We start from the raw sequence: 18,437 nt of genomic DNA, 5'->3' as shown, positions 1-18,437 counted from the left end.
AATTTTCAGAGTTGTCCGGGTTTGTATGTTATTTCCGGAAAGTCGTTGCGACAACTTTTTCAGGAGAATAAAAACAGTATAGGAAACTCACTCTGGAATCATGACAGAAACAGGTGGTAAACACGCTCCGAGTTTTCAATAAAAGCACAATTTTATTAAGTTAGATAAGGTAACCCAAAAGTCAATGCATCAACTCAGCATAGAGGAGTCGATGAGGCAGATAGTAGAGGCAGAGGCCCGTGCGCTTCACGCGATTCCATACAGCGACGCCTACGACAAGGCCGTAGGGCTTATCCTCGAACATGTACACCGTCGCGGAGGAAAGCTTGTGGCCTCGGGGATGGGCAAGGCAGGGCAGATCGCCCTGAATATCGCGACAAAGTTTTCCTCGACCGGAACTCCGGCTGTGAGTCTCCATCCGAGCGAGGCGCAGCATGGCGACATCGGTGTGCTGCAGCCCGACGACATTTTGCTCCTTGTGTCGAATTCCGGTTCTACTCGTGAAGTCATCGAGCTTGTGACACTCGCCCGGCGTCTCTATCCGGCAATTCCTGTGATCGCGGTTACCGGCCGTGCTGAAAGTGAACTTACACGGGTCGCAGACGTTACACTTTTGACGGGTGGTGCTGAAGAGGTGTGTCCGTTAGGGCTTACACCCACCACGTCGACGACGGTCATGAGCGTCATTGGCGATGTGCTTGTGGTCAATGTCACCCGTCGGACAAGCTTTACAGCCGAGGATTATGCAAAACGTCATCATGGCGGTTTCCTCGGTTTCAAATCTCGAAATGAAGCAGATAATATATGAACAAGACTATCTACATTGGAGAACTGGCACTCAACGTTTCGTTGTGTGCCGACGGTCACGCCGATACCGGCGTGGGCGACTGGGCTGTTAATGCAGCTGTGCTTGACGGACAAATGGGGCTTCCGACCATCTGGGTCGGGGAAGCCGCCGACGGAACTGTCGGCGACCACATCATTGACTATCTACGCAAGGCAAACGTCGGGACTGATTCTGTCGACCGTTTCTCTGAAGGAGTCAGCCCTGTGAGAGTATTTGCAGGAAATGACAAATCGACGGCGGTTGACCACAAGGATTATCCAAAAGAGCCGGTCAACGCTCTGTGGCCACGCATTGACGAAGGCGACATTGTCGTCTACGGTTCATATATGGCTCTTGAGGCCCGTAACCATTCCCGCGTCATCGATCTGCTGAAGCATGCCAAGAGCCGTAAGGCATATCTCGTATATCTGCCATACTTCGAATGGCATCAGGTGCCTCGCATCACAAGGGTGATGCCTTCGGTTTTCGATTGTCTCGAACTTGCCGATCTTGTCGTGGCCAGAAATGACGAAATCGCGGCTATATTCCCCGACCATGACATTGACTCAATATTCAAGGACCATATACACTTCTATTGTCCGCGTTTTCTTGATCTTGAGCCTGCTGCCAAAATCATGCGTTTCTTCGACGGCGACAAAAGCTGGATGAAGGAATGCCATCCGAGCGACAATACGGATTTCCAGTGGAGCGCAGGAGCGCTTGCCGGTATTGTCCGCGCACTGACGGAAGGAAAACGTGATGCCGACGAGATTATGGAATACGGAAACGAGACTGCCCACAGTGAGCTTGCCTCCGCTATCAGCCATCCCTGCATCCATTGAAGCCTCTAAACGAACCACATTTCTGCATTAAGGAAAAAAGATGAAAGCTATTTCTCTTGAAGATGTGTTCGCCAAACCGACCACAGATATTTCTTCACTGCGTGCGCTCGTGAGGCGCAACCGTTCGATGTCGGAACTACGCCATGCCATAGGTGAGGTTGAATTCGATACGGCCTATGATTTTCTGCGTTCCACCGCAATCGAGATGGTGGGAAGCGGTGAAATCGACCGTGCAATCAGAGGACTTGAGGAAATCGATGCCCTGATTACCCGTTCGGGCGAGAACGACCGCCATCTGCTCGATATTCATGCCGCCCTGATGCAGATTCTGACGGCTCTGTTTATTGAAAAAGACGACATGGAGTCGGCAATGTCGTCGGCCGCGTCGACACTCACTCTGCTGTCGCAGGAGGCCAAGAGAAAGGATGATCCTTTTTTGCAGATACTCGGCGCTCTTCTCTATGACATCGCTTTCCTACATACCCGGCGCAAGGAATACAAGCAGGCAGAGCGTGAGCTGTCAAAGGCTCTGAAAATTTATGAGCGTCTGGCAAAGACGAATCCCGAACGCTATGCCACACCGCATGTCATGGCTCTGAATGCGACTACAGCCACCTATCGCAACCGGGTGAAACAGGCTGAGCTTCTCGCCCACTATCAGGTGGCGACATCGACCTATCTCCAGCTTGTCAATTCAGGGGTCAGCGAGGCAACGGGACGTCTTGTCGACTCTATCAAATCTGAAGGGGACACTCTTGCTCAGATGGGCCGTCACAGAGAGGCCATGCAGTATTATACCAGAGCATTGAAATATCTCACAAAAATCGAGCCTGAATTTACCCTGAAACAGCTACAGCTATCAATCTCGCTCGGAGAGGCTATGCTGCGTGTCAATGCGATGAAAGAAAAAGGCATCCATCTGCTCAACACCATGCTCCACAAGGCAACAAAGATAAACGCGACGGAGGAACACCGTCAGATTGTCGATATCCTGTTCAATGCCCGAAGCTCTTCACTTGATATCCTCGGGCTGTGGCATAAGGTGTTCCCGAAGTAAATATATTGTCCTGCGCCCGAAGTTGCCGGACAGACTGAATAATCAAATTAAAATCAAACAATGTCACAGTTTACACCCCAAAGCGCTCTCCCGAAACTTGAAGATGTAAGAATCGCAATCGCCGTGGCTGAATGGAACGGTCATATCACCTCGGCTCTACGCGATGGAGCTGTATCGCTTCTTAAGTCAAACGGTCTTAAGGATGAGGACATCGCTGTCGTAAGCGTGCCCGGTGCGGTCGAGCTTACGTTTGCCGCCTCAAAGCTTATCGAGACCGGCAACTTTGACGCTGTAATTATTATCGGATGTGTAATCAAGGGTGATACACCTCATTTTGACTATGTATGTCAGAGTGTCACTCAGGGTATGACCTCGCTGAATGCTGATTGCGATATTCCCGTCATATTCGGAGTGCTGACAGTCAACGAAGAGCAGCAGGCTCTTGACCGTGCAGGTGGTGCGCTCGGAAACAAAGGCACGGAGGCTGCCGAGACTGCCCTCAAGATGGTGGCGCTCAACCGTGCTGTCGACGAACTTTAAAAAAGCCTTCTGTATTTCTTCTCCTCGATTACAAACTCTTAATCCATTCTCTCCATGGAGCGACTGATGCAATACGTGTGGCAGCATCGGCTGCTGGTGCAGACCGACCTTGTCACTGTGGACGGTCGCAGACTGTCGATAATAGACCCCGGTCGGCTAAACACCGATGCGGGGCCTGACTTTTTCAATGCAAAGGTGAAAATAGGTGAGCACCTGTGGGCGGGTGATGTCGAAGTCCATGTGCGGGCGAGCGACTGGCATCGCCATCGTCACGACGGCGACAAGGCTTATGATTCGGTGGTACTTCATGTCGTTGACCGTGATGACGCTCAGATATGCCGGTCGAACGGTGAGGTGATTCCTCAGATGCGCATGAGCTGTTCGCCTGAATTTCACAGGCGTTACCATGAGCTGGTCGACCGCGCTGACATCGATCTGCCGTGTGCGCGTGAAATCCGGGGACTGTCACCATTGCATCTTGCCGACTGGATTACATCGCTTGCCTATGAGCGTCTGTATTCAAAGGTCGATCACATTGAGAACCTGATGAGGCAATATGCCGGAGACTGGGAACAGACATGCTATGTGATTCTTGCCCGTGCGCTTGGTTTCAGCACCAATTCAGAGCCTATGGAACGTCTGGCAATGTCGTTGCCGTTACATTTTCTACGCAAGCACAGTGATTCCGACGTGGCGATTGAGGCTCTTATGTTCGGACAGGGCGGTTTTCTTGAAAAAGCGTTTGTGACAGACCCATACATGGAGATGCTTCAAAAAGAACATCGTTTTTTTGCACATAAATTTTCACTGAAACCGCTGCAGCCTCTGGGCTGGAAGATGGCGCGGATGCGTCCGCATAATTTCCCTCACCGACGCATCGCACTCCTTGCCCGTCTTATTGCCAATGACTCGCGACTTGTCAGCAGGATAATAAAGGCCGACGGACTTGAGGAGCTGAGGAAAATGTTTAACGAGCCTCTGACGGGATATTGGGCAACCCATTTTACTTTCGGTCCGGGAAGTGAGCGCACGTATGAATGTCTGAGCAGGAACTCGGTTGATATTCTTCTGATCAATGTAGCCGCGCCGTTGATGATGGCCTATGGCATCAGGCATGGCGATGAGGCGCTTTGCGGGCGTGCGGTAGAGCTTCTGCAGGAGATTCCGGCTGAGAGTAATTCGATAGTGACATTGTTTTTGAATGCAGGAATGGCGTGTAAGGACGCATTTACCTCGCAGGCGCTGATACATCTGCGACGCAATTATTGCCAGACCCGTAAATGTCTGTATTGCCGTCTGGGCCACCGGCTGCTTGCCATGAAAGCCCGGCGCTGACATGATGGATGAAAGAATAAAAGCATGCCCGGTAAAATCAACCGACTCTTACGGCTGATTTTACCGGGCGCGTTTTGTGTCTTACCTTTATGGTGATGATCAGATGTCTTCTTCTATAGAGAAGTCGTCGGGCAGATCCTCGTCGTCAAAGAGGCTATCGTCAACGGCCTTAAGGTCTGCTGCTGTAGGCTCGTCGGCATCGTCGGCGGAAGTCGGGGTTTCCTTGTCTTTTTTCTTCGGGGCTTCTTTCTTTCCGTTACGGTTGTCCTGATTCTTTAGAGCTTCCATGATGAGCCCCTCAAGTTCGTCGGCGAGTTCGGGATTGTCCTGAATCACACGCTTGGCCGCGTCGCGTCCCTGTGCGATTTTCGAATCGTTGTATGAGAACCATGACCCGCTTTTCTTGATGATTCCGAGTTCTACGCCGAGATCGATGATTTCACCGCTCCGCGAGATTCCTTCGCCGAACATGATGTCGAATTCCGCGCGTTTGAATGGAGGCGCGACCTTGTTTTTGACAACCTTGACCTTGGTAAGTTTGCCAAGCACGTCGTCACCGTCCTTTATGGCTGTGCTCGGGCGGATATCGATACGCACCGAGGCGTAGAATTTGAGGGCGTTGCCGCCGGTGGTTGTTTCCGACGGACCGAACATCACACCGATTTTCTCACGGAGCTGATTGATGAAAATACAGGTGGTGTTTGTGCGTGAGATTGTACCTGTGAGCTTACGCATAGCCTGTGACATAAGTCTTGCCTGAACGCCTACGTTCTTGTCGCCCATATCACCGTCGATTTCACTTTTTGGAGTGAGGGCGGCCACCGAGTCGACTACAAGAATATCGATTGCCGATGAGCGGATCAGCTGCTCGGCTATTTCAAGAGCCTGCTCTCCGTTGTCGGGCTGTGCCATAAGGAGGTTGTTGACATCTACTCCGAGCTTTTCTGCATAGAAGCGGTCAAAGGCATGCTCGGCGTCGATGATTGCTGCGATTCCTCCGGCTTTCTGGGCTTCGGCAATAGCGTGGATTGCAAGAGTGGTCTTACCTGATGATTCCGGGCCGTAGATTTCAATGATACGTCCACGTGGATAACCGCCTACGCCGAGGGCGTGGTTGAGCCCGATCGAGCCGGTCGGGATGACTTCGACGTTTTCGATATTTTCGTCGCCGAGCTTCATGATGGCTCCGCGTCCGAAATTTTTCTCGATGTTGCCGAGGGCCTGTGCGAGAGCGTTAAGTTTGGCTTTTGCGGGATCGGTTTCCTTTTCCTTCGAAGCTTTTATGGTTGTTTCCTTTTTAGCCATAGATATTTTGTAGTTTATATTTCAATCATTAACATTGCAAAGTTAACGCGCGACGTGGGCAACAAGTGTGCGCACTGCATGAAAAATCTGTTAACTTCAGTTTGCCTTGAATTTTATTCCGAATGCTAAGTTAGCTATTTTCGGAGAGTTGACAAAAATATTGGAATAAAATAAATATTTTTTCATTTTGCATTGAACCTTTTTAGACATGACACGTTTTATAAGTACATAGCAAAATTACTTTTTCCATTGCAAGAAATGTGATAATGATTGGTTTATTATCTAAGCGAGAAGACGATGTGATATCATCTTCTCGTTTGTTTTTTATGCGTTTCTTGCGTTTGCAAGCATCGCAACGTCACGTCCGGAGGGTGCCTGATAGATACGGAGTCCGAAACGGTGGACCGAGGCAAGCACGTGGTCTATGACCTGAGCCTGAAAATGTTCGTATGGCTTCCACGATGTGAGCGATGTGAAGAAATACAGTTCAAGCGGTATTCCTTCCGGGGTCGGGGCAAGCTCGCGCACCATATAGACCATATTGGCATCTGTCTTCATTTCGGGAAGCGTCGAGATATAGTGTTCGAGATACTTCCTGAAAAGTGTGAGATTGACGTGTGGAGTAGAGTGGTCGAGCTGATTCCACCATTCTTCGTTTTTAAGCTCACGTATGGTCTCTTCATCACAGAACCTTACACTGTTCACATCTATGGTCACGGCTCGGTTGATGCGTCGGCCGCGTGAATCCGTCATTCCGCGCCAGTTCTGGAACGATTCGCTTACGAGGGCGTATGGCGGGATTGTGACAATCGTCATGTCGAAATTCTGGACCTTGACTGTCGTAAGCCCGACTTCAAGCACGGTGCCGTTGATGTTGCGCGCGGGGACAGTTATCCAGTCACCGGGACGGAGCATGTCGTTAAGTGTAAGCTGTACACCTGCCACAACACCCATGATCGAGTCCTTGAACACCAACATGAGCACGGTGGCGGCTGCTCCCAGACCGGTGATGACCGTCAGAGGATTTTTGTTGGCGAGAATGGAGATTATGATGATGACACCTATTGACACCGATATCACCTGTAGCATCTGGCGTATGCCTTTCAGCGATGACGCACGTCCCGACGACGACCTCTCGATAAGCTCGTAGACAGCGAGCAGGAAGCGGTTGATCAGATGGACGGCGACACAGACTATCAGTATCCGGAATGTCAGCACCGCCAGACCGTGAAGTGTCGGATAATAGGTCAGTCCGTCGGGGATGGTGGCCTGCATGAGCATCACACAGGCAAGTTCAGCTACGACCCTTAGCAGACGTTCGTTGAACAGGATATCGTCCCAGCTGGCATCGGTTATTCTGACGAGTTTCAACACTGCCGGAATCACATATCTGGTGACGACAAAATACAGCAGCCAAGCCAGAAGCAGAGCGCCTCCGGCAATCAAAATAGTTGCGCAGAAGTGGAGCAGACTTTCGCCTACTCCCCAACCGCGCAGTGTTTCTGTGGTCCAGTTGAGATAACTGGCAATCAGCTTAGTTTCCACTCGGCACCGTCTTTAGTGTCCTTGACCGTAAATCCGATGGCTGCGAGGCGGTCGCGTATAAGGTCGGACGTAGCCCAGTCCTTATTGGCCTTCGCCTTGGCACGCATTTCAAGCAGAAGGTCCATTGCCTGCTCGAATGGGCGCAGAGCCTCGCCGTTGTCACCGCTTCCGGCCATTTCCGTGCGCACGCCGAGAATGTCGACAAGGAAGATGTCGAACACGGCTTTAAGTTCGTCGATGTCGGCCTGTGTGGCTTTTGCATGACCGTCCTTCACCTGATTGACAAGGCGGAGCGCATCGAAGAGGTTTGCGATGACAATCGGAGTGTTCATGTCGTCGTCCATCGCCTCGTAGCATTTGTGGCGGATGTTGCTGACATCGATGGTCGATTCCTCCGAAGGAGTTAGTTCCTGAAGTCTGCGATAGCCTTCGAGCATGCGTCCGAGCGCTTTTTCAGAGGCTTTGAGAGCTTCGTTGGAGAAGTCGACCGTCCCTCTGTAATGTGCCTGAAGGATGAAGAAACGGATTGTCATCGGCGAATATGCCTGTTCGAGCAGCGGATGCGTCCCGTTGAAGAATTCGTCGAGCGTAATGAAGTTGCCGAGCGATTTTCCCATCTTCTTACCGTTGATGGTGATCATGTTGTTGTGCATCCAGTAGTGGACGGTATCGTGCCCGTTGTGGGCGACAGACTGAGCTATCTCACACTCGTGGTGGGGGAACATGAGATCCATGCCGCCTCCGTGTATGTCGAAAGTCTCGCCGAGATATTTCTCGCCCATTGTCGAGCATTCGAGGTGCCAGCCGGGAAATCCCTCGCTCCAAGGCGAAGGCCAGTGCATGATGTGTTCGGGGGCAGCCTTTTTCCAGAGTGCGAAGTCGGCCGGATGGTGTTTCTGGTCCTGTCCGTCGAGGGTGCGGGTGTTGGCGTAAAGCTCGTCGATGTTTCGGCCTGAAAGCTTGCCGTAGGGGTGTTCCTTGTTGAATTTGGGAACATCGAAGTAGACCGAACCGTCGGAGATATAGGCATATCCGCTGTCAAGGATTTTTTTGATATATTCGATCTGCTCGATGATATGGCCCGAAGCATGTGGTTCGATTGAAGGAGGAAGCACGTTGAGCGCGTCCATTGCCTTGTGGTAGCGTGTCAGATAGTGCTGCACGACTTCCATCGGTTCGAGCTGTTCGAGACGTGCTTTCTTCGCTATCTTGTCCTCTCCGTCGTCAGCATCGTGTTCGAGATGGCCGACATCGGTTATGTTGCGGACATAGCGCACCTTGTAGCCCAGATGGTTAAGATAGCGGAAAAGGACATCGAATGTGATGGCCGGACGTGCGTGTCCGAGATGTCCGTCGCCGTAAACGGTCGGTCCGCACACATACATTCCCACTTTTCCCTCATGGATGGATGTGAAAAGTTCCTTTGTGCGGGTGAGTGTGTTGTAGATAGTAAAATTGTTGTCAATCATAAGCCATAAAAATTTAATTGCATAACCCATAATTGCATATTTCATTTCAGTCTGCCGGCAAAATTTCTTTTGCCGGATCGGCCTTCAATGATAAATTATGCGATTATTATGAATTATGCAACTATGAAATAGGAATTTATGCCTTTCCGCCCATGATGAACGGGTTGGGGATTTCTCCGTTTCCGCCGTTGTTTCCGCCCATGTTTACGGGACGCTTCGGACGGATTTCACCGAAAGTTGATTCATACTTCTTCACATTCTCCATGAGTGCGCCGAGTAGATTCTTGGCATTTTCGGGAGTCATGATGATGCGTGACTGCACCTTGGCCTGCGGCATGTTGGGAGCCATGGTGATGAAGTCGATGAAAAATTCGTTGGCGCCGTGTGAAATCACAGCGAGATTTGAGTAGATTCCACGGGCAACGTCGGGTGAAAGTTCAATCTTTATTTCGTTGGGATTATTGTTGTTGTTTGACATAAGACTTTTGAGTTTATAAGGGTTTGTAATTTAATGGATTGTTGTCATTTTGTCGAAGCTGTGTAGATAGTGCATGTCCCGAAGGTCAGGGGCAGATAGCGGCAGTCGGTCAGGCCGGCCTCGCCCATGATCTGACACATCCGTTCGCGCTGGGGGACAGCTGCGATGGATTCCGGCAGATAACTGTAGGCGCGGGTGTCTTTCGATACCATTCTGCCTACGGCCGGTATCAGATAGCGCGTGTAAAGATCGTAGAACGGCTTGACTAAAGCGGAGGGAGGGGTCGACAGCTCGATGATGACGAGCAGACCGCCCGGACGCAGCACACGGCGCATTTCCTTGTAGCCCGCCGCCAGATTTTCGAAATTCCTGACTCCGTATGCACAGGTTATGCAGTCAAACGAATTGTCGGCAAACGGGAGTGCGAGGCAGTCGCCGGTCTGGAACGAGATTCGGTCGTCAAGTCTGCTTTCGGCCACTTTCCGCCGTCCGATTTCAATCATCCCTTCCGAGAGGTCGAGCCCGGTGATTTTTGCATCAGTCATGGTCTTTGCCATCATGATTGCGAGATCTCCTGTCCCGGTAGCGATGTCAAGGACATCGCTGTGGGCGACATCACGCATCATCTTCACGGCGCGTCTGCGCCACAGGCGGTCGATGCCGAATGTCATTGCCCGGTTCATAAAGTCGTAGGCCGGGGCAATGGAGTCGAACATCTCGCGGACCTGTTCGGTCTTGTGGCGCGAATCGTCGGTGTAGGGATTGATCTGTTCTACTTGCACTTGACAGCTTTCTTTTTTGATGGTTGGCCGGTGGCCTTACTTGAGATTTGTGAGGCAGTCGAGCACGTTTTTGGCTATGCGGTCTTCGAGATGTGCTTCGGGTGCTTTCTCGAATTTCTTGCCTGTGATGTGTTCGTAAAGCTCAATGTAGCGTTCGGAAACCTCTTCGCAGAAAGCGTCGGTCATTTCAGGCACCTGCTGGCCTTCCTTGCCCATGAATCCGTTGGCCATAAGCCATTCGCGCACAAATTCCTTTGAGAGCTGACGCTGTGGTTCGCCCTTGGCGAGACGCTCCTCATAGCCTTCGGCGTAGAAATAGCGCGATGAGTCGGGTGTGTGGATTTCGTCGATAAGGATTACCTTGCCTTCGCGGAGGCCGAATTCATATTTGGTGTCGACAAGGATCAGACCCTTTTCGGCTGCCATCTCCGAACCGCGTTTGAAGAGGGCACGGGTATAGGCTGCCATTGTGTCGAACTGTTCTTCGGTCACGATGCCCTGAGCGATGGCTTCTTCACGTGAGATGTTCTCGTCGTGTCCGGCATCGGCTTTGGTGGTGGGGGTTATAATGGGTTCGGGGAACGCCTGATTCTCAACCATGCCTTCAGGAAGTTTCACTCCGCAGATTTCACGCATGCCGTTCTTGTAGTCGCGCCATGCGCTGCCGGCGAGATAGCCACGGATAATCATTTCGAGGCGCAGACCTTCGCAACGATAGCCTACGGTGACCATAGGGTCGGGGACTGCGATTTTCCAGTTGGGAACGATGTCGGCGGTAGCGTCGAGGAACGATGCTGCTATCTGGTTGAGGGCCTGTCCCTTGTAGGGGATGCCTTTGGGGAGGATTACGTCGAAGGCCGAGATGCGGTCGGTTGCGACCATGACGAGGAGGTCGTCGTTGATGGTATAGACGTCACGCACTTTTCCGTGATAGACCGCAGTCTGTCCGGGGAAATGAAAATCGGTGTTAACCAAAGTTGTAGCCATGAGTTATGATTTGGTATTGGTTGGGTTATATACTGAGGCAAAATTACAAAAAATTCATCATAGCGTCAACAACATTTATAGCGAGTTTGACCGAAACATTTTAATAATGATTAAAAACGGTCGGCCGTATTTATATGAACACTTTTGTCTGTTAACGTTATACGGAGAATAAAACAGAGTCTTTCTCTGCTGAATTCCGCAGGGAAAGACTCTGTTGACGGTTATAAATAAGATTTACTCTTACTTAACTTCGGGAGCGGGTTCTACACCCCACTGCTGCTGAGCGAGGCGACGGTAGTTGTTGTAGCGCCACTGTGCGTTTGACTTGGCAGCTGCGAAGAGTTCGGCAGCTTCTGCGGGATACTGCTTCATTACGGAAGCGTAGCGCACCTCACCCTTGAGGAAGTCTTCGAACTTATCCCACTGCGGTTCTTTCGAGTCGAGTGTGAAGGGGTTCTTGCCTTCTTCTTCGAGAGCGGGGTTGTAGCGCCAGAGGTGCCAGTAGCCACATTCAACGGCCTTCTGCTGTTCTTCCTGTGCGTGACCCATACCTGTGCGGATACCGTGGTTGATACAGGGAGCGTAAGCGATGATGAGTGAAGGTCCATCGTAAGCCTCAGCTTCGCGGATTGCCTTGAGAGTCTGAGCGTTGTCAGCACCCATAGCAATCTGCGCGACGTAAACGTAGCCGTAGGTCGAAGCGATGAGACCGAGGTCTTTCTTGCGGATGCGCTTTCCTGAAGCGGCAAACTTGGCGATTGCGCCGATAGGAGTTGCCTTTGAAGCCTGACCGCCGGTGTTTGAATAAACTTCGGTGTCGACAACGAGAACGTTGACATTCTTGTTGGTTGCGAGCACGTGGTCGAGACCGCCGAAACCGATGTCGTATGCGGCACCGTCGCCGGCGATGATCCACTGTGAACGCTTAACGATGTGCTCCTTGTTGGCGATGATAGCCTTGCAGATGTCGCAGCCACAAGCCTCGCAGAGAGGAATGAGCTTCTCGGCTACTTCAGAAGTAACGGCGAAATCGTTGCGGTTTTCAAGCCACTTGCCGGCGAGTTCCTTGATTTCGGCGCTGCAAGAGGGGCATTCGAGAGCCTGCTGCATGAGACCTGCGATGCGGCTCTGGAGTTTTTCGTGAGCGAGGCTCATACCGAGACCGAATTCAGCGAAGTCTTCGAAGAGTGAGTTGGCCCATGCGATACCCTGACCCTTGGCGTTCTTGGTGTAGGGAGTCGAAGGTACAGAACCTGAGTAGATTGAAGAACAGCCGGTAGCGTTAGCCACGATTTCGTGGTCGCCGAAGAGCTGAGAGATGAGCTTGACATAGGGAGTTTCACCGCAGCCAGAGCAAGCGCCCGAGAATTCGAAGAGAGGAGTAGCGAACTGTGAGTTCTTAACGTTGCTCTTGATGTCAACGAGATCCTGCTTCGAAGCTACTTCCTTAACGCAGTAATCCCATTCCTTCTGAACTTCGAGCTGAGTTTCGAGGGGCTTCATTTCGAGAGCCTTCACGCCCTTCTTGCCCGGGCAGACAGCAACACAGTTACCGCAGCCGAGACAGTCGAGAACGTCGACGCTCTGGATGAACGACATGCCAGCGAACTGCTTGCCGATGGCGGGGATACCTGCCTTGACAGGGAGGTTGGCCATTTCCTTTTCGTCGAGGACGAAGGGACGGATAGCAGCGTGGGGGCAGACGTATGCACACTTGTTACACTGGATACAGTTTTCTTCGAGCCATTCGGGGACGAATGCTGCTACACCACGCTTTTCGTAAGCGGCAGTGCCTTGTTCCCAAGTGCCGTCTTCGCGACCTGCGAATGCGCTCACTTTGAGAAGGTCGCCGTCCTGAGCGTTGATGGGGCGGACAACTTCGTTGATGAATGCGGGATCGTTGTTTGCTTCGGGTGCTTCTGCTTCAAGGTTGCTCCAAGCCTTGTCGACGGGGAGCTGCTTGTATTCACCACCGCGGTCGACTGCTGCATAGTTCTTGTCGACAACGTCCTGACCCTTCTTGCCGTAGCTCTTGACGATGAATTTCTTCATCTGCTCAACAGCGAGGTCAACGGGGATTACTTCGGTGATGCGGAAGAATGCGCTCTGGAGGATGTGTTGGTACGGTTACCGAGGCCGATTTCCTGAGCGATCTTGGTTGCGTTGATATAATAAACGGTAATATCGTTGTCTGCGAAGAACTTCTTGATCTTGTTGGGGAGGTTCTTGGCAAGTTCCTCACCTTCCCAGATAGTGTTGAGAAGGAATGTGCCGCCCTTACGGAGACCGCGGGTCACGTCATACATGTGGAGGTATGCCTGAACGTGGCAAGCAACGAAGTTAGGAGTGGTAACGAGGTAGGTCGAACGGATGGGATCGTCACCGAAACGGAGGTGTGAGCAAGTGAAGCCGCCTGACTTCTTGGAGTCATAAGCGAAGTATGCCTGACAATACTTGTTGGTGTTGTCACCGATGATCTTCACAGAGTTCTTGTTTGCACCTACAGTACCGTCAGCGCCGAGACCGTAGAACTTGGCTTCGAAAGTGCCTTCGCCACCGAGTGCGATTTCTTCCTTCTGGGGAAGAGAGGTGAAAGTCACGTCGTCCACGATGCCGACAGTGAAGTGGTCCTTTGGCATGGGAAGTGCGAGGTTTTCGAACACAGCGAGAATCTGTGCGGGAGTAGTGTCCTTCGATGCGAGACCGTAGCGGCCGCCGACGATAACGGGGGCGTTTTCCTGACCGTAGAAGCAGTCCTTGACATCAAGGTAGAGGGGTTCGCCGTTTGCGCCGGGTTCTTTGGTGCGGTCAAGCACAGCGATTGCCTTTGCAGTCTTGGGGACAGCGGCAAGGAAGTGCTTTGCAGAGAACGGACGATAGAGGTGAACGGCAACGAGACCCACCTTTTCGCCGTTGGCGCGGAGATGGTCGATAGCCTCCTGAGCAGCCTGGGTTACAGAACCCATAGCGATGATTACGCGCTCAGCTTCAGGATCACCGTAGTAGTTGAAGAGACCGTATTCACGACCGGTGATACGGGTGATTTCCTTCATGTATTCCTCTACGATTTCAGGAACACGGTTATAGTATTCGTTGCAAGCTTCACGGTGCTGGAAGAAAACGTCGCCGTTTTCAGCCATGCCGCGTGCTATGGGATTGTTGGGGTTGAGGGCACGTGCGCGGAATTCAGCGAGTGCTTCCTGATCGATGAGCGGAGCGAGGTCGTTCTGATCCATCTCTTCGATCTTCTGGATTTCGTGAGATGTACGGAATCCGTCGAAGAAGTTGATGAAAGGAACACGGCTCTTGATAGTGGCGAGGTGTGCCACACCTGCGAGGTCCATCACTTCCTGCACTGAACCTTCGGCAAGCATTGCGAAGCCGGTCTGACGGCAGGACATTACGTCCTGATGGTCACCGAAGATCGAGAGGGCGTGAGATGCAATCGTACGGGCTGAAACATGGAAAACGCTGGGAGAAGCTCGCCGGCGATTTTGTACATGTTAGGAATCATAAGGAGCAGACCCTGAGAAGCGGTGTAGGTGGTGGTGAGAGCACCTGCCTGAAGTGAACCGTGAACGGCACCTGCGGCTCCGCCTTCTGACTGCATTTCCTGTACCAGCACGGTTTCACCAAAGATGTTTTTGCGACCGGCTGCTGCCCATTCGTCAACGTATTCAGCCATCGTTGATGAGGGAGTGATGGGGTAAATGGCAGCTACTTCAGAGAACATGTAGCTCACGTGAGCAGCAGCTTGGTTACCATCACAGGTCAAGAATTTTTTTTCTTTACTCATAGTGGTTTTGGTAATCTATTTAAAGAATTGAGTTTAAGTTTCCTATGGTATGTGTAAAATGTTACCCGCAAAGATACGAAAAACTTTGGAAAACATCGGTATACTTATTGTAAAAAACCTAATAGACAGTGAAAAATAGCAAAAAAAATAAATATGTAGAACCTGCCCTGCCGGCAGCCTCTACATATTTATATTTTTATGGATTTTCGGACAGCGGTTGTGGCTGTCTCAAAGAGTTTGTCAGATATGATTGGAATTTTCCGGCATTGGATCAGTTGCGCGGATGAGCTATCATATACTGTGCGATCTGCACTGCGTTGAGTGCTGCGCCTTTCTTGATCTGGTCGCCTACGAGCCAGAATGTGAGGCCATTGGGATTGGCGAGATCCTTACGGAGACGTCCGGCGTAGACGGGGTCTTTTCCGGCTGCGTCAAGGGGCATCGGATATTTCTTAGCTGCGGGTTCGTCGATGACCACGAGACCTTCGGCGTTTTCGAATGCACGGCGTGCGTCGTCAACGCTGACAGGGTTCTCTGTTTCAACCCATACGGCCTCGCTGTGTGCGCGCATGACCGGGACACGGATACATGTGGCGCTCACTTCGAGATTCGGAGCGTGCATGATCTTTTTTGTCTCGTTATACATTTTCATCTCCTCCTTTGTGTAATCGTTGTCGAGGAACACATCGATGTGGGGGATGAGGTTGTAGGCCAGCTGATAGGCGAATTTCTCGACTGTAGGTTCTTTCCCTTCAGCAAGTTCCGCATACTGGTTTTCAAGTTCCTGCATGGCTACCGCGCCTGCTCCCGAAGCCGCCTGATAGGTGGCTACGTGTACTCGCTTGATAGGTGAGATGTCGTTGATGGGTTTGAGTGCCACGACCATGATCGCAGTGGTACAGTTGGGATTGGCTATGATTCCGCGGGGAGCGTCAAAGGCATCCTCGCCGTTGACTTCGGGGACTACCAGAGGCACATCCTCGTCCATGCGGAAGGCGCTTGAATTGTCGATCATCACAGCTCCGTGCTTGGTTATTGTCTCGGCAAATTCACGCGACACACCGGCACCTGCTGATACAAAGGCGAAGTCGACACCCTTGAAATCATCGTTGTGCTGGAGGTGACGGACGGTGTATTCTTTTCCACGGAATGTGTAAGTCTTGCCGGCGCTTCGTTCAGAGCCGAAAAGGAGGAGTTCGTCGATGGGGAAATTCTGTTCGTCAAGAACCCGTAGAAATTCCTGACCTACGGCGCCACTGACGCCAACGATTGCTACTTTCATCTTGTGTAGTTCTTTGATTTAGCTTGTGTGATTAATATTTTACCTGCTTTACTGACAGATACCCGTCAAGTTATTCGTACATTGCGTCGATTTCTTTGGCATATATGCGGTTGATGGCATGGCGTTTTACCTTGAGAGTGTTGGTCAGCTCGCCTTTTTCCATTGAAAATGGCTGGGGAAGGATGGTGAAACGCTTGATTTTCTCGTAGGATGCAAGCCCTTTCTGGGCTTCTTCGATGTGCTTGGTCAGAAGCTCGCGTATGCGTGAATGACGCACCAGCTCATCCATTGAATGATATGAAATGCGTTCGCGGGTGGCAAAGTCCTTGAGAGCCGTGTAGTCCGGGACGATCAATGCCGACACAAATTTCCTGCGGTCGCCGATGACAGCTATCTGGTCGATGTATTTGTCGTCGCCCATCAGTGTTTCTATTGCCTGTGGAGCGATGTATTTTCCGTTTGATGTCTTTAAAAGGTCCTTCAGGCGGTCTGTGAGGAAGAGTGAGCCATGATCGTCAATATAGCCTGCATCGCCCGTGCGGAACCATCCGTCGGCGGTGAATGCAGCTTCGGTTGCCTCGGGTTTGTTGTAATAGCCGCGCATCACCATCGGCCTTTGACAAGCACCTCGTTCTCATCGCCGATTTTTATTTCGACGAAGGGAATGGGTGTGCCGACCGAACCGATTTCCCAGCCTGTCTCCGGGAAGCATGACACTGTGGCGGTTGTTTCCGACAGACCGTAGCCAACGACTATGTTGATACCGCATGAATGGAAGAATTCAACGATTTTTGACGACACCGGTGCTCCGGCAGTCGGGAATATATTTCCATTATCGATGCCGATGGCGCTGCGGAGAAGGCTGAATACTTTCGCATCAAAGAATCTGTAGCGTGTCTCAAGCCACCACGGGGCTTTTTTGCCGATGCGGGCATAGTCGATGTTGCGGCGGCGTCCGACTCTGAGGGCGCTCCTGACGAGCATGCGCATCGCGGGATTCATCGATGAGATTTTTTCCTGAACAGCCGTGTAGACTTTCTCCCAGAATCTCGGGACGGAACACATACATGTCGGGCGTACCTGCTGGATGGTCGACTGTATGTCCTGCGGGTCGCGGTTGACCGCTACCTTGATACCTTTGACGAGACAGAAGTATGTCCATCCCTTCTCGAAGATGTGACACAGAGGCAGGAAGGCCATTGAGACATCCTTGTCTGAAACCATGTCGATGCGTCTCAGATGGCTTTCCATCGCGGCGTCATAATTGGAGTGGGGAAGTATTGCGCCTTTCGGCTCTCCGGTCGTGCCGGAGGTGTAGACAAGGGTCGCTATATCGTCGGGAGTGGCCGACGATATACGTGATTTTACAAGATTCCTGATTTCGGACGATGCGTTTGCACCAAGTTCCATAAAGTCGCTCCACAGCATCGAACTGTCGTCGTCAGTATCAATGTCTATCGGCTTTATGACTATGATGCGTCTGAGATTCGGACACATCTGCATGGCTTGGCGGGCAATTTTATATTGTGTGGTATTACCCACGAAGAGCAGTGGGCATCCTGCGTCATTCAATATATATATCAGCTGTTCAAGCGAACTTGTGGCATAGATTGAAACTGAAGCCGCACGGTTATTGAAACATGCGTAGTCGGTCACGATGTTTTCAGGTCGGTTTGCCGAGAAAGTCGCGATATTGTCTGCCTCGCATATACCGAGAGCTGCCATCGCTGCTGATGCCTTGTCGACATCGTCACTGAGTCTGTTCCACGAAATGTCGTGCCATTTTCCCTCGTTGTCCGGGGCGCTGAGTGCCGCGCGTTCGCCATAACGGCTTGCCTGACGTGCAATCAGCCCGGTAAGTATATTGGTTTCCATAATGTTGGCTGCTTTGGGGTGCAAAGTTAGCTAAAAATTAAATAGTTACAAAAAATAATATGTAAATGAAAGTGTCGCAGGGCTAAAATCGCGGTTTTATGCGTGGCAATGACATCGTTTCGCGCCGGCTGCATACGAGTCATATTTAGAGGGTTCAATATCTGTGCCTGACATCGGGGGGCGGATGGAGGCGGTATGTAAAAAAGGCAACCCGGACGGCCTTGGAAGGCCGTCCGGGTTGCGGTTCGTAGTCAAAGACTCTCTGTTTCCTCACGGAAATAAGACAGATGGTCACGCCATCCGTCGGTTATTGATCAG

Annotated in this window: 13 protein-coding genes and 3 pseudogenes; 5 read left to right on the top strand and 11 right to left on the bottom strand. The window is 51.4% G+C overall.

The window, feature by feature from the left end; all coding sequences use genetic code 11:
- The first annotated feature begins 184 nt into the window (after nucleotides 1-184).
- The 5 genes from E7747_RS05205 to E7747_RS05185 are packed head-to-tail and all read left to right on the top strand — an operon-like array spanning nucleotide 185 to nucleotide 4,600.
- Nucleotides 185-808, top strand: a complete 624-nt coding sequence (locus E7747_RS05205; RefSeq protein ID WP_370275820.1) for an SIS domain-containing protein — start codon at nucleotides 185-187, stop codon at nucleotides 806-808.
- The gene (locus tag E7747_RS05200) at nucleotides 805-1,668 is read left to right on the top strand and encodes a carbohydrate kinase family protein (RefSeq protein ID WP_136414534.1); all 864 of its coding nucleotides are present in this window, start codon (nucleotides 805-807) and stop codon (nucleotides 1,666-1,668) included. The genes E7747_RS05205 and E7747_RS05200 overlap by 4 nt, the downstream gene beginning before the upstream one ends.
- Nucleotides 1,669-1,708: 40 nt before the next feature.
- A complete protein-coding gene (locus E7747_RS05195; protein WP_136414532.1) occupies nucleotides 1,709-2,725 on the top strand; it encodes a hypothetical protein in 1,017 nt (338 codons plus the stop codon).
- A gap of 60 nt (nucleotides 2,726-2,785) precedes the next feature.
- A complete protein-coding gene (gene ribH, locus E7747_RS05190) occupies nucleotides 2,786-3,265 on the top strand; it encodes a 6,7-dimethyl-8-ribityllumazine synthase (protein WP_123613811.1) in 480 nt (159 codons plus the stop codon).
- Nucleotides 3,266-3,319: 54 nt separating this feature from the next.
- Nucleotides 3,320-4,600, top strand: coding sequence for a DUF2851 family protein (locus E7747_RS05185; protein ID WP_123613812.1), 1,281 nt, complete (start codon nucleotides 3,320-3,322; stop codon nucleotides 4,598-4,600).
- A 267-nt stretch (nucleotides 4,601-4,867) separates the two neighbouring features.
- Here E7747_RS05185 and recA read toward each other — a convergent pair.
- The 11 genes and pseudogenes from recA to E7747_RS05135 form a co-directional block, all read right to left on the bottom strand.
- A pseudogene (gene recA, locus E7747_RS05180) lies at nucleotides 4,868-5,905 on the bottom strand (recombinase RecA); the annotation flags it as partial.
- 324 nt (nucleotides 5,906-6,229) lie between these two features.
- A complete protein-coding gene (locus E7747_RS05175; RefSeq protein ID WP_136414530.1) occupies nucleotides 6,230-7,450 on the bottom strand; it encodes a mechanosensitive ion channel family protein in 1,221 nt (406 codons plus the stop codon).
- Entirely contained in the window at nucleotides 7,435-8,916 is a 1,482-nt protein-coding gene (gene cysS / locus E7747_RS05170) for a cysteine--tRNA ligase (RefSeq protein WP_136417037.1), read from the bottom strand. Before cysS ends, E7747_RS05175 begins: the two co-directional genes overlap by 16 nt.
- Before the next feature lie 139 nt (nucleotides 8,917-9,055).
- The gene (locus tag E7747_RS05165; protein WP_123613959.1) at nucleotides 9,056-9,397 is read right to left on the bottom strand and encodes a DUF3467 domain-containing protein; all 342 of its coding nucleotides are present in this window, start codon (nucleotides 9,395-9,397) and stop codon (nucleotides 9,056-9,058) included.
- Nucleotides 9,398-9,441: 44 nt separating this feature from the next.
- Nucleotides 9,442-10,179 carry a bifunctional demethylmenaquinone methyltransferase/2-methoxy-6-polyprenyl-1,4-benzoquinol methylase UbiE gene (gene ubiE / locus E7747_RS05160; protein ID WP_228449261.1) on the bottom strand — a complete coding sequence of 246 codons (738 nt, stop codon included), beginning with the start codon at nucleotides 10,177-10,179 and terminating at the stop codon, nucleotides 9,442-9,444.
- 36 nt (nucleotides 10,180-10,215) lie between these two features.
- The gene (locus E7747_RS05155) at nucleotides 10,216-11,166 is read right to left on the bottom strand and encodes a phosphoribosylaminoimidazolesuccinocarboxamide synthase (RefSeq protein WP_123613815.1); all 951 of its coding nucleotides are present in this window, start codon (nucleotides 11,164-11,166) and stop codon (nucleotides 10,216-10,218) included.
- Nucleotides 11,167-11,406: 240 nt separating this feature from the next.
- Entirely contained in the window at nucleotides 11,407-13,218 is a 1,812-nt protein-coding gene (locus E7747_RS17450) for a thiamine pyrophosphate-dependent enzyme (protein WP_394366319.1), read from the bottom strand.
- Between the two features lie 26 nt (nucleotides 13,219-13,244).
- Nucleotides 13,245-14,132, bottom strand: a complete 888-nt coding sequence (locus E7747_RS17445; protein WP_394366326.1) for a 2-oxoacid:acceptor oxidoreductase family protein — start codon at nucleotides 14,130-14,132, stop codon at nucleotides 13,245-13,247.
- Nucleotides 14,133-14,273: 141 nt separating this feature from the next.
- Nucleotides 14,274-14,851: pseudogene (locus E7747_RS17440) on the bottom strand (pyruvate:ferredoxin (flavodoxin) oxidoreductase); the annotation flags it as partial.
- 382 nt (nucleotides 14,852-15,233) lie between these two features.
- On the bottom strand, nucleotides 15,234-16,244 hold the full coding sequence (locus tag E7747_RS05145) for an aspartate-semialdehyde dehydrogenase (protein ID WP_123613817.1): 1,011 nt from the start codon (nucleotides 16,242-16,244) through the stop codon (nucleotides 15,234-15,236).
- Nucleotides 16,245-16,314: 70 nt separating this feature from the next.
- A pseudogene (locus E7747_RS05135) lies at nucleotides 16,315-18,119 on the bottom strand (AMP-dependent synthetase/ligase).
- Between the last annotated feature and the right edge of the window lie 318 nt (nucleotides 18,120-18,437).

The organism is Duncaniella dubosii, assembly GCF_004803915.1.
GTDB classification, from domain to species: domain Bacteria; phylum Bacteroidota; class Bacteroidia; order Bacteroidales; family Muribaculaceae; genus Duncaniella; species Duncaniella dubosii.
The sequence above is the reverse complement of the archived record's forward strand: the minus strand, read 5'-3'. Positions and strand labels throughout refer to the sequence as shown.

Coding starts and splice junctions, on each gene's coding strand:
- E7747_RS05185 (WP_123613812.1), top strand. CDS start 3,320: ATGGAGCGACTGATGCAATACGTGTGGCAGCATCGGCTGCTGGTGCAG.
- E7747_RS05145 (WP_123613817.1), bottom strand. CDS start 16,244: ATGAAAGTAGCAATCGTTGGCGTCAGTGGCGCCGTAGGTCAGGAATTT.
- E7747_RS05200 (WP_136414534.1), top strand. CDS start 805: ATGAACAAGACTATCTACATTGGAGAACTGGCACTCAACGTTTCGTTG.
- E7747_RS17445 (WP_394366326.1), bottom strand. CDS start 14,132: ATGGGTTCTGTAACCCAGGCTGCTCAGGAGGCTATCGACCATCTCCGC.
- E7747_RS05165 (WP_123613959.1), bottom strand. CDS start 9,397: ATGTCAAACAACAACAATAATCCCAACGAAATAAAGATTGAACTTTCA.
- ribH (WP_123613811.1), top strand. CDS start 2,786: ATGTCACAGTTTACACCCCAAAGCGCTCTCCCGAAACTTGAAGATGTA.
- E7747_RS17450 (WP_394366319.1), bottom strand. CDS start 13,218: ATGAAGAAATTCATCGTCAAGAGCTACGGCAAGAAGGGTCAGGACGTT.
- E7747_RS05205 (WP_370275820.1), top strand. CDS start 185: ATGCATCAACTCAGCATAGAGGAGTCGATGAGGCAGATAGTAGAGGCA.
- E7747_RS05195 (WP_136414532.1), top strand. CDS start 1,709: ATGAAAGCTATTTCTCTTGAAGATGTGTTCGCCAAACCGACCACAGAT.
- E7747_RS05155 (WP_123613815.1), bottom strand. CDS start 11,166: ATGGCTACAACTTTGGTTAACACCGATTTTCATTTCCCCGGACAGACT.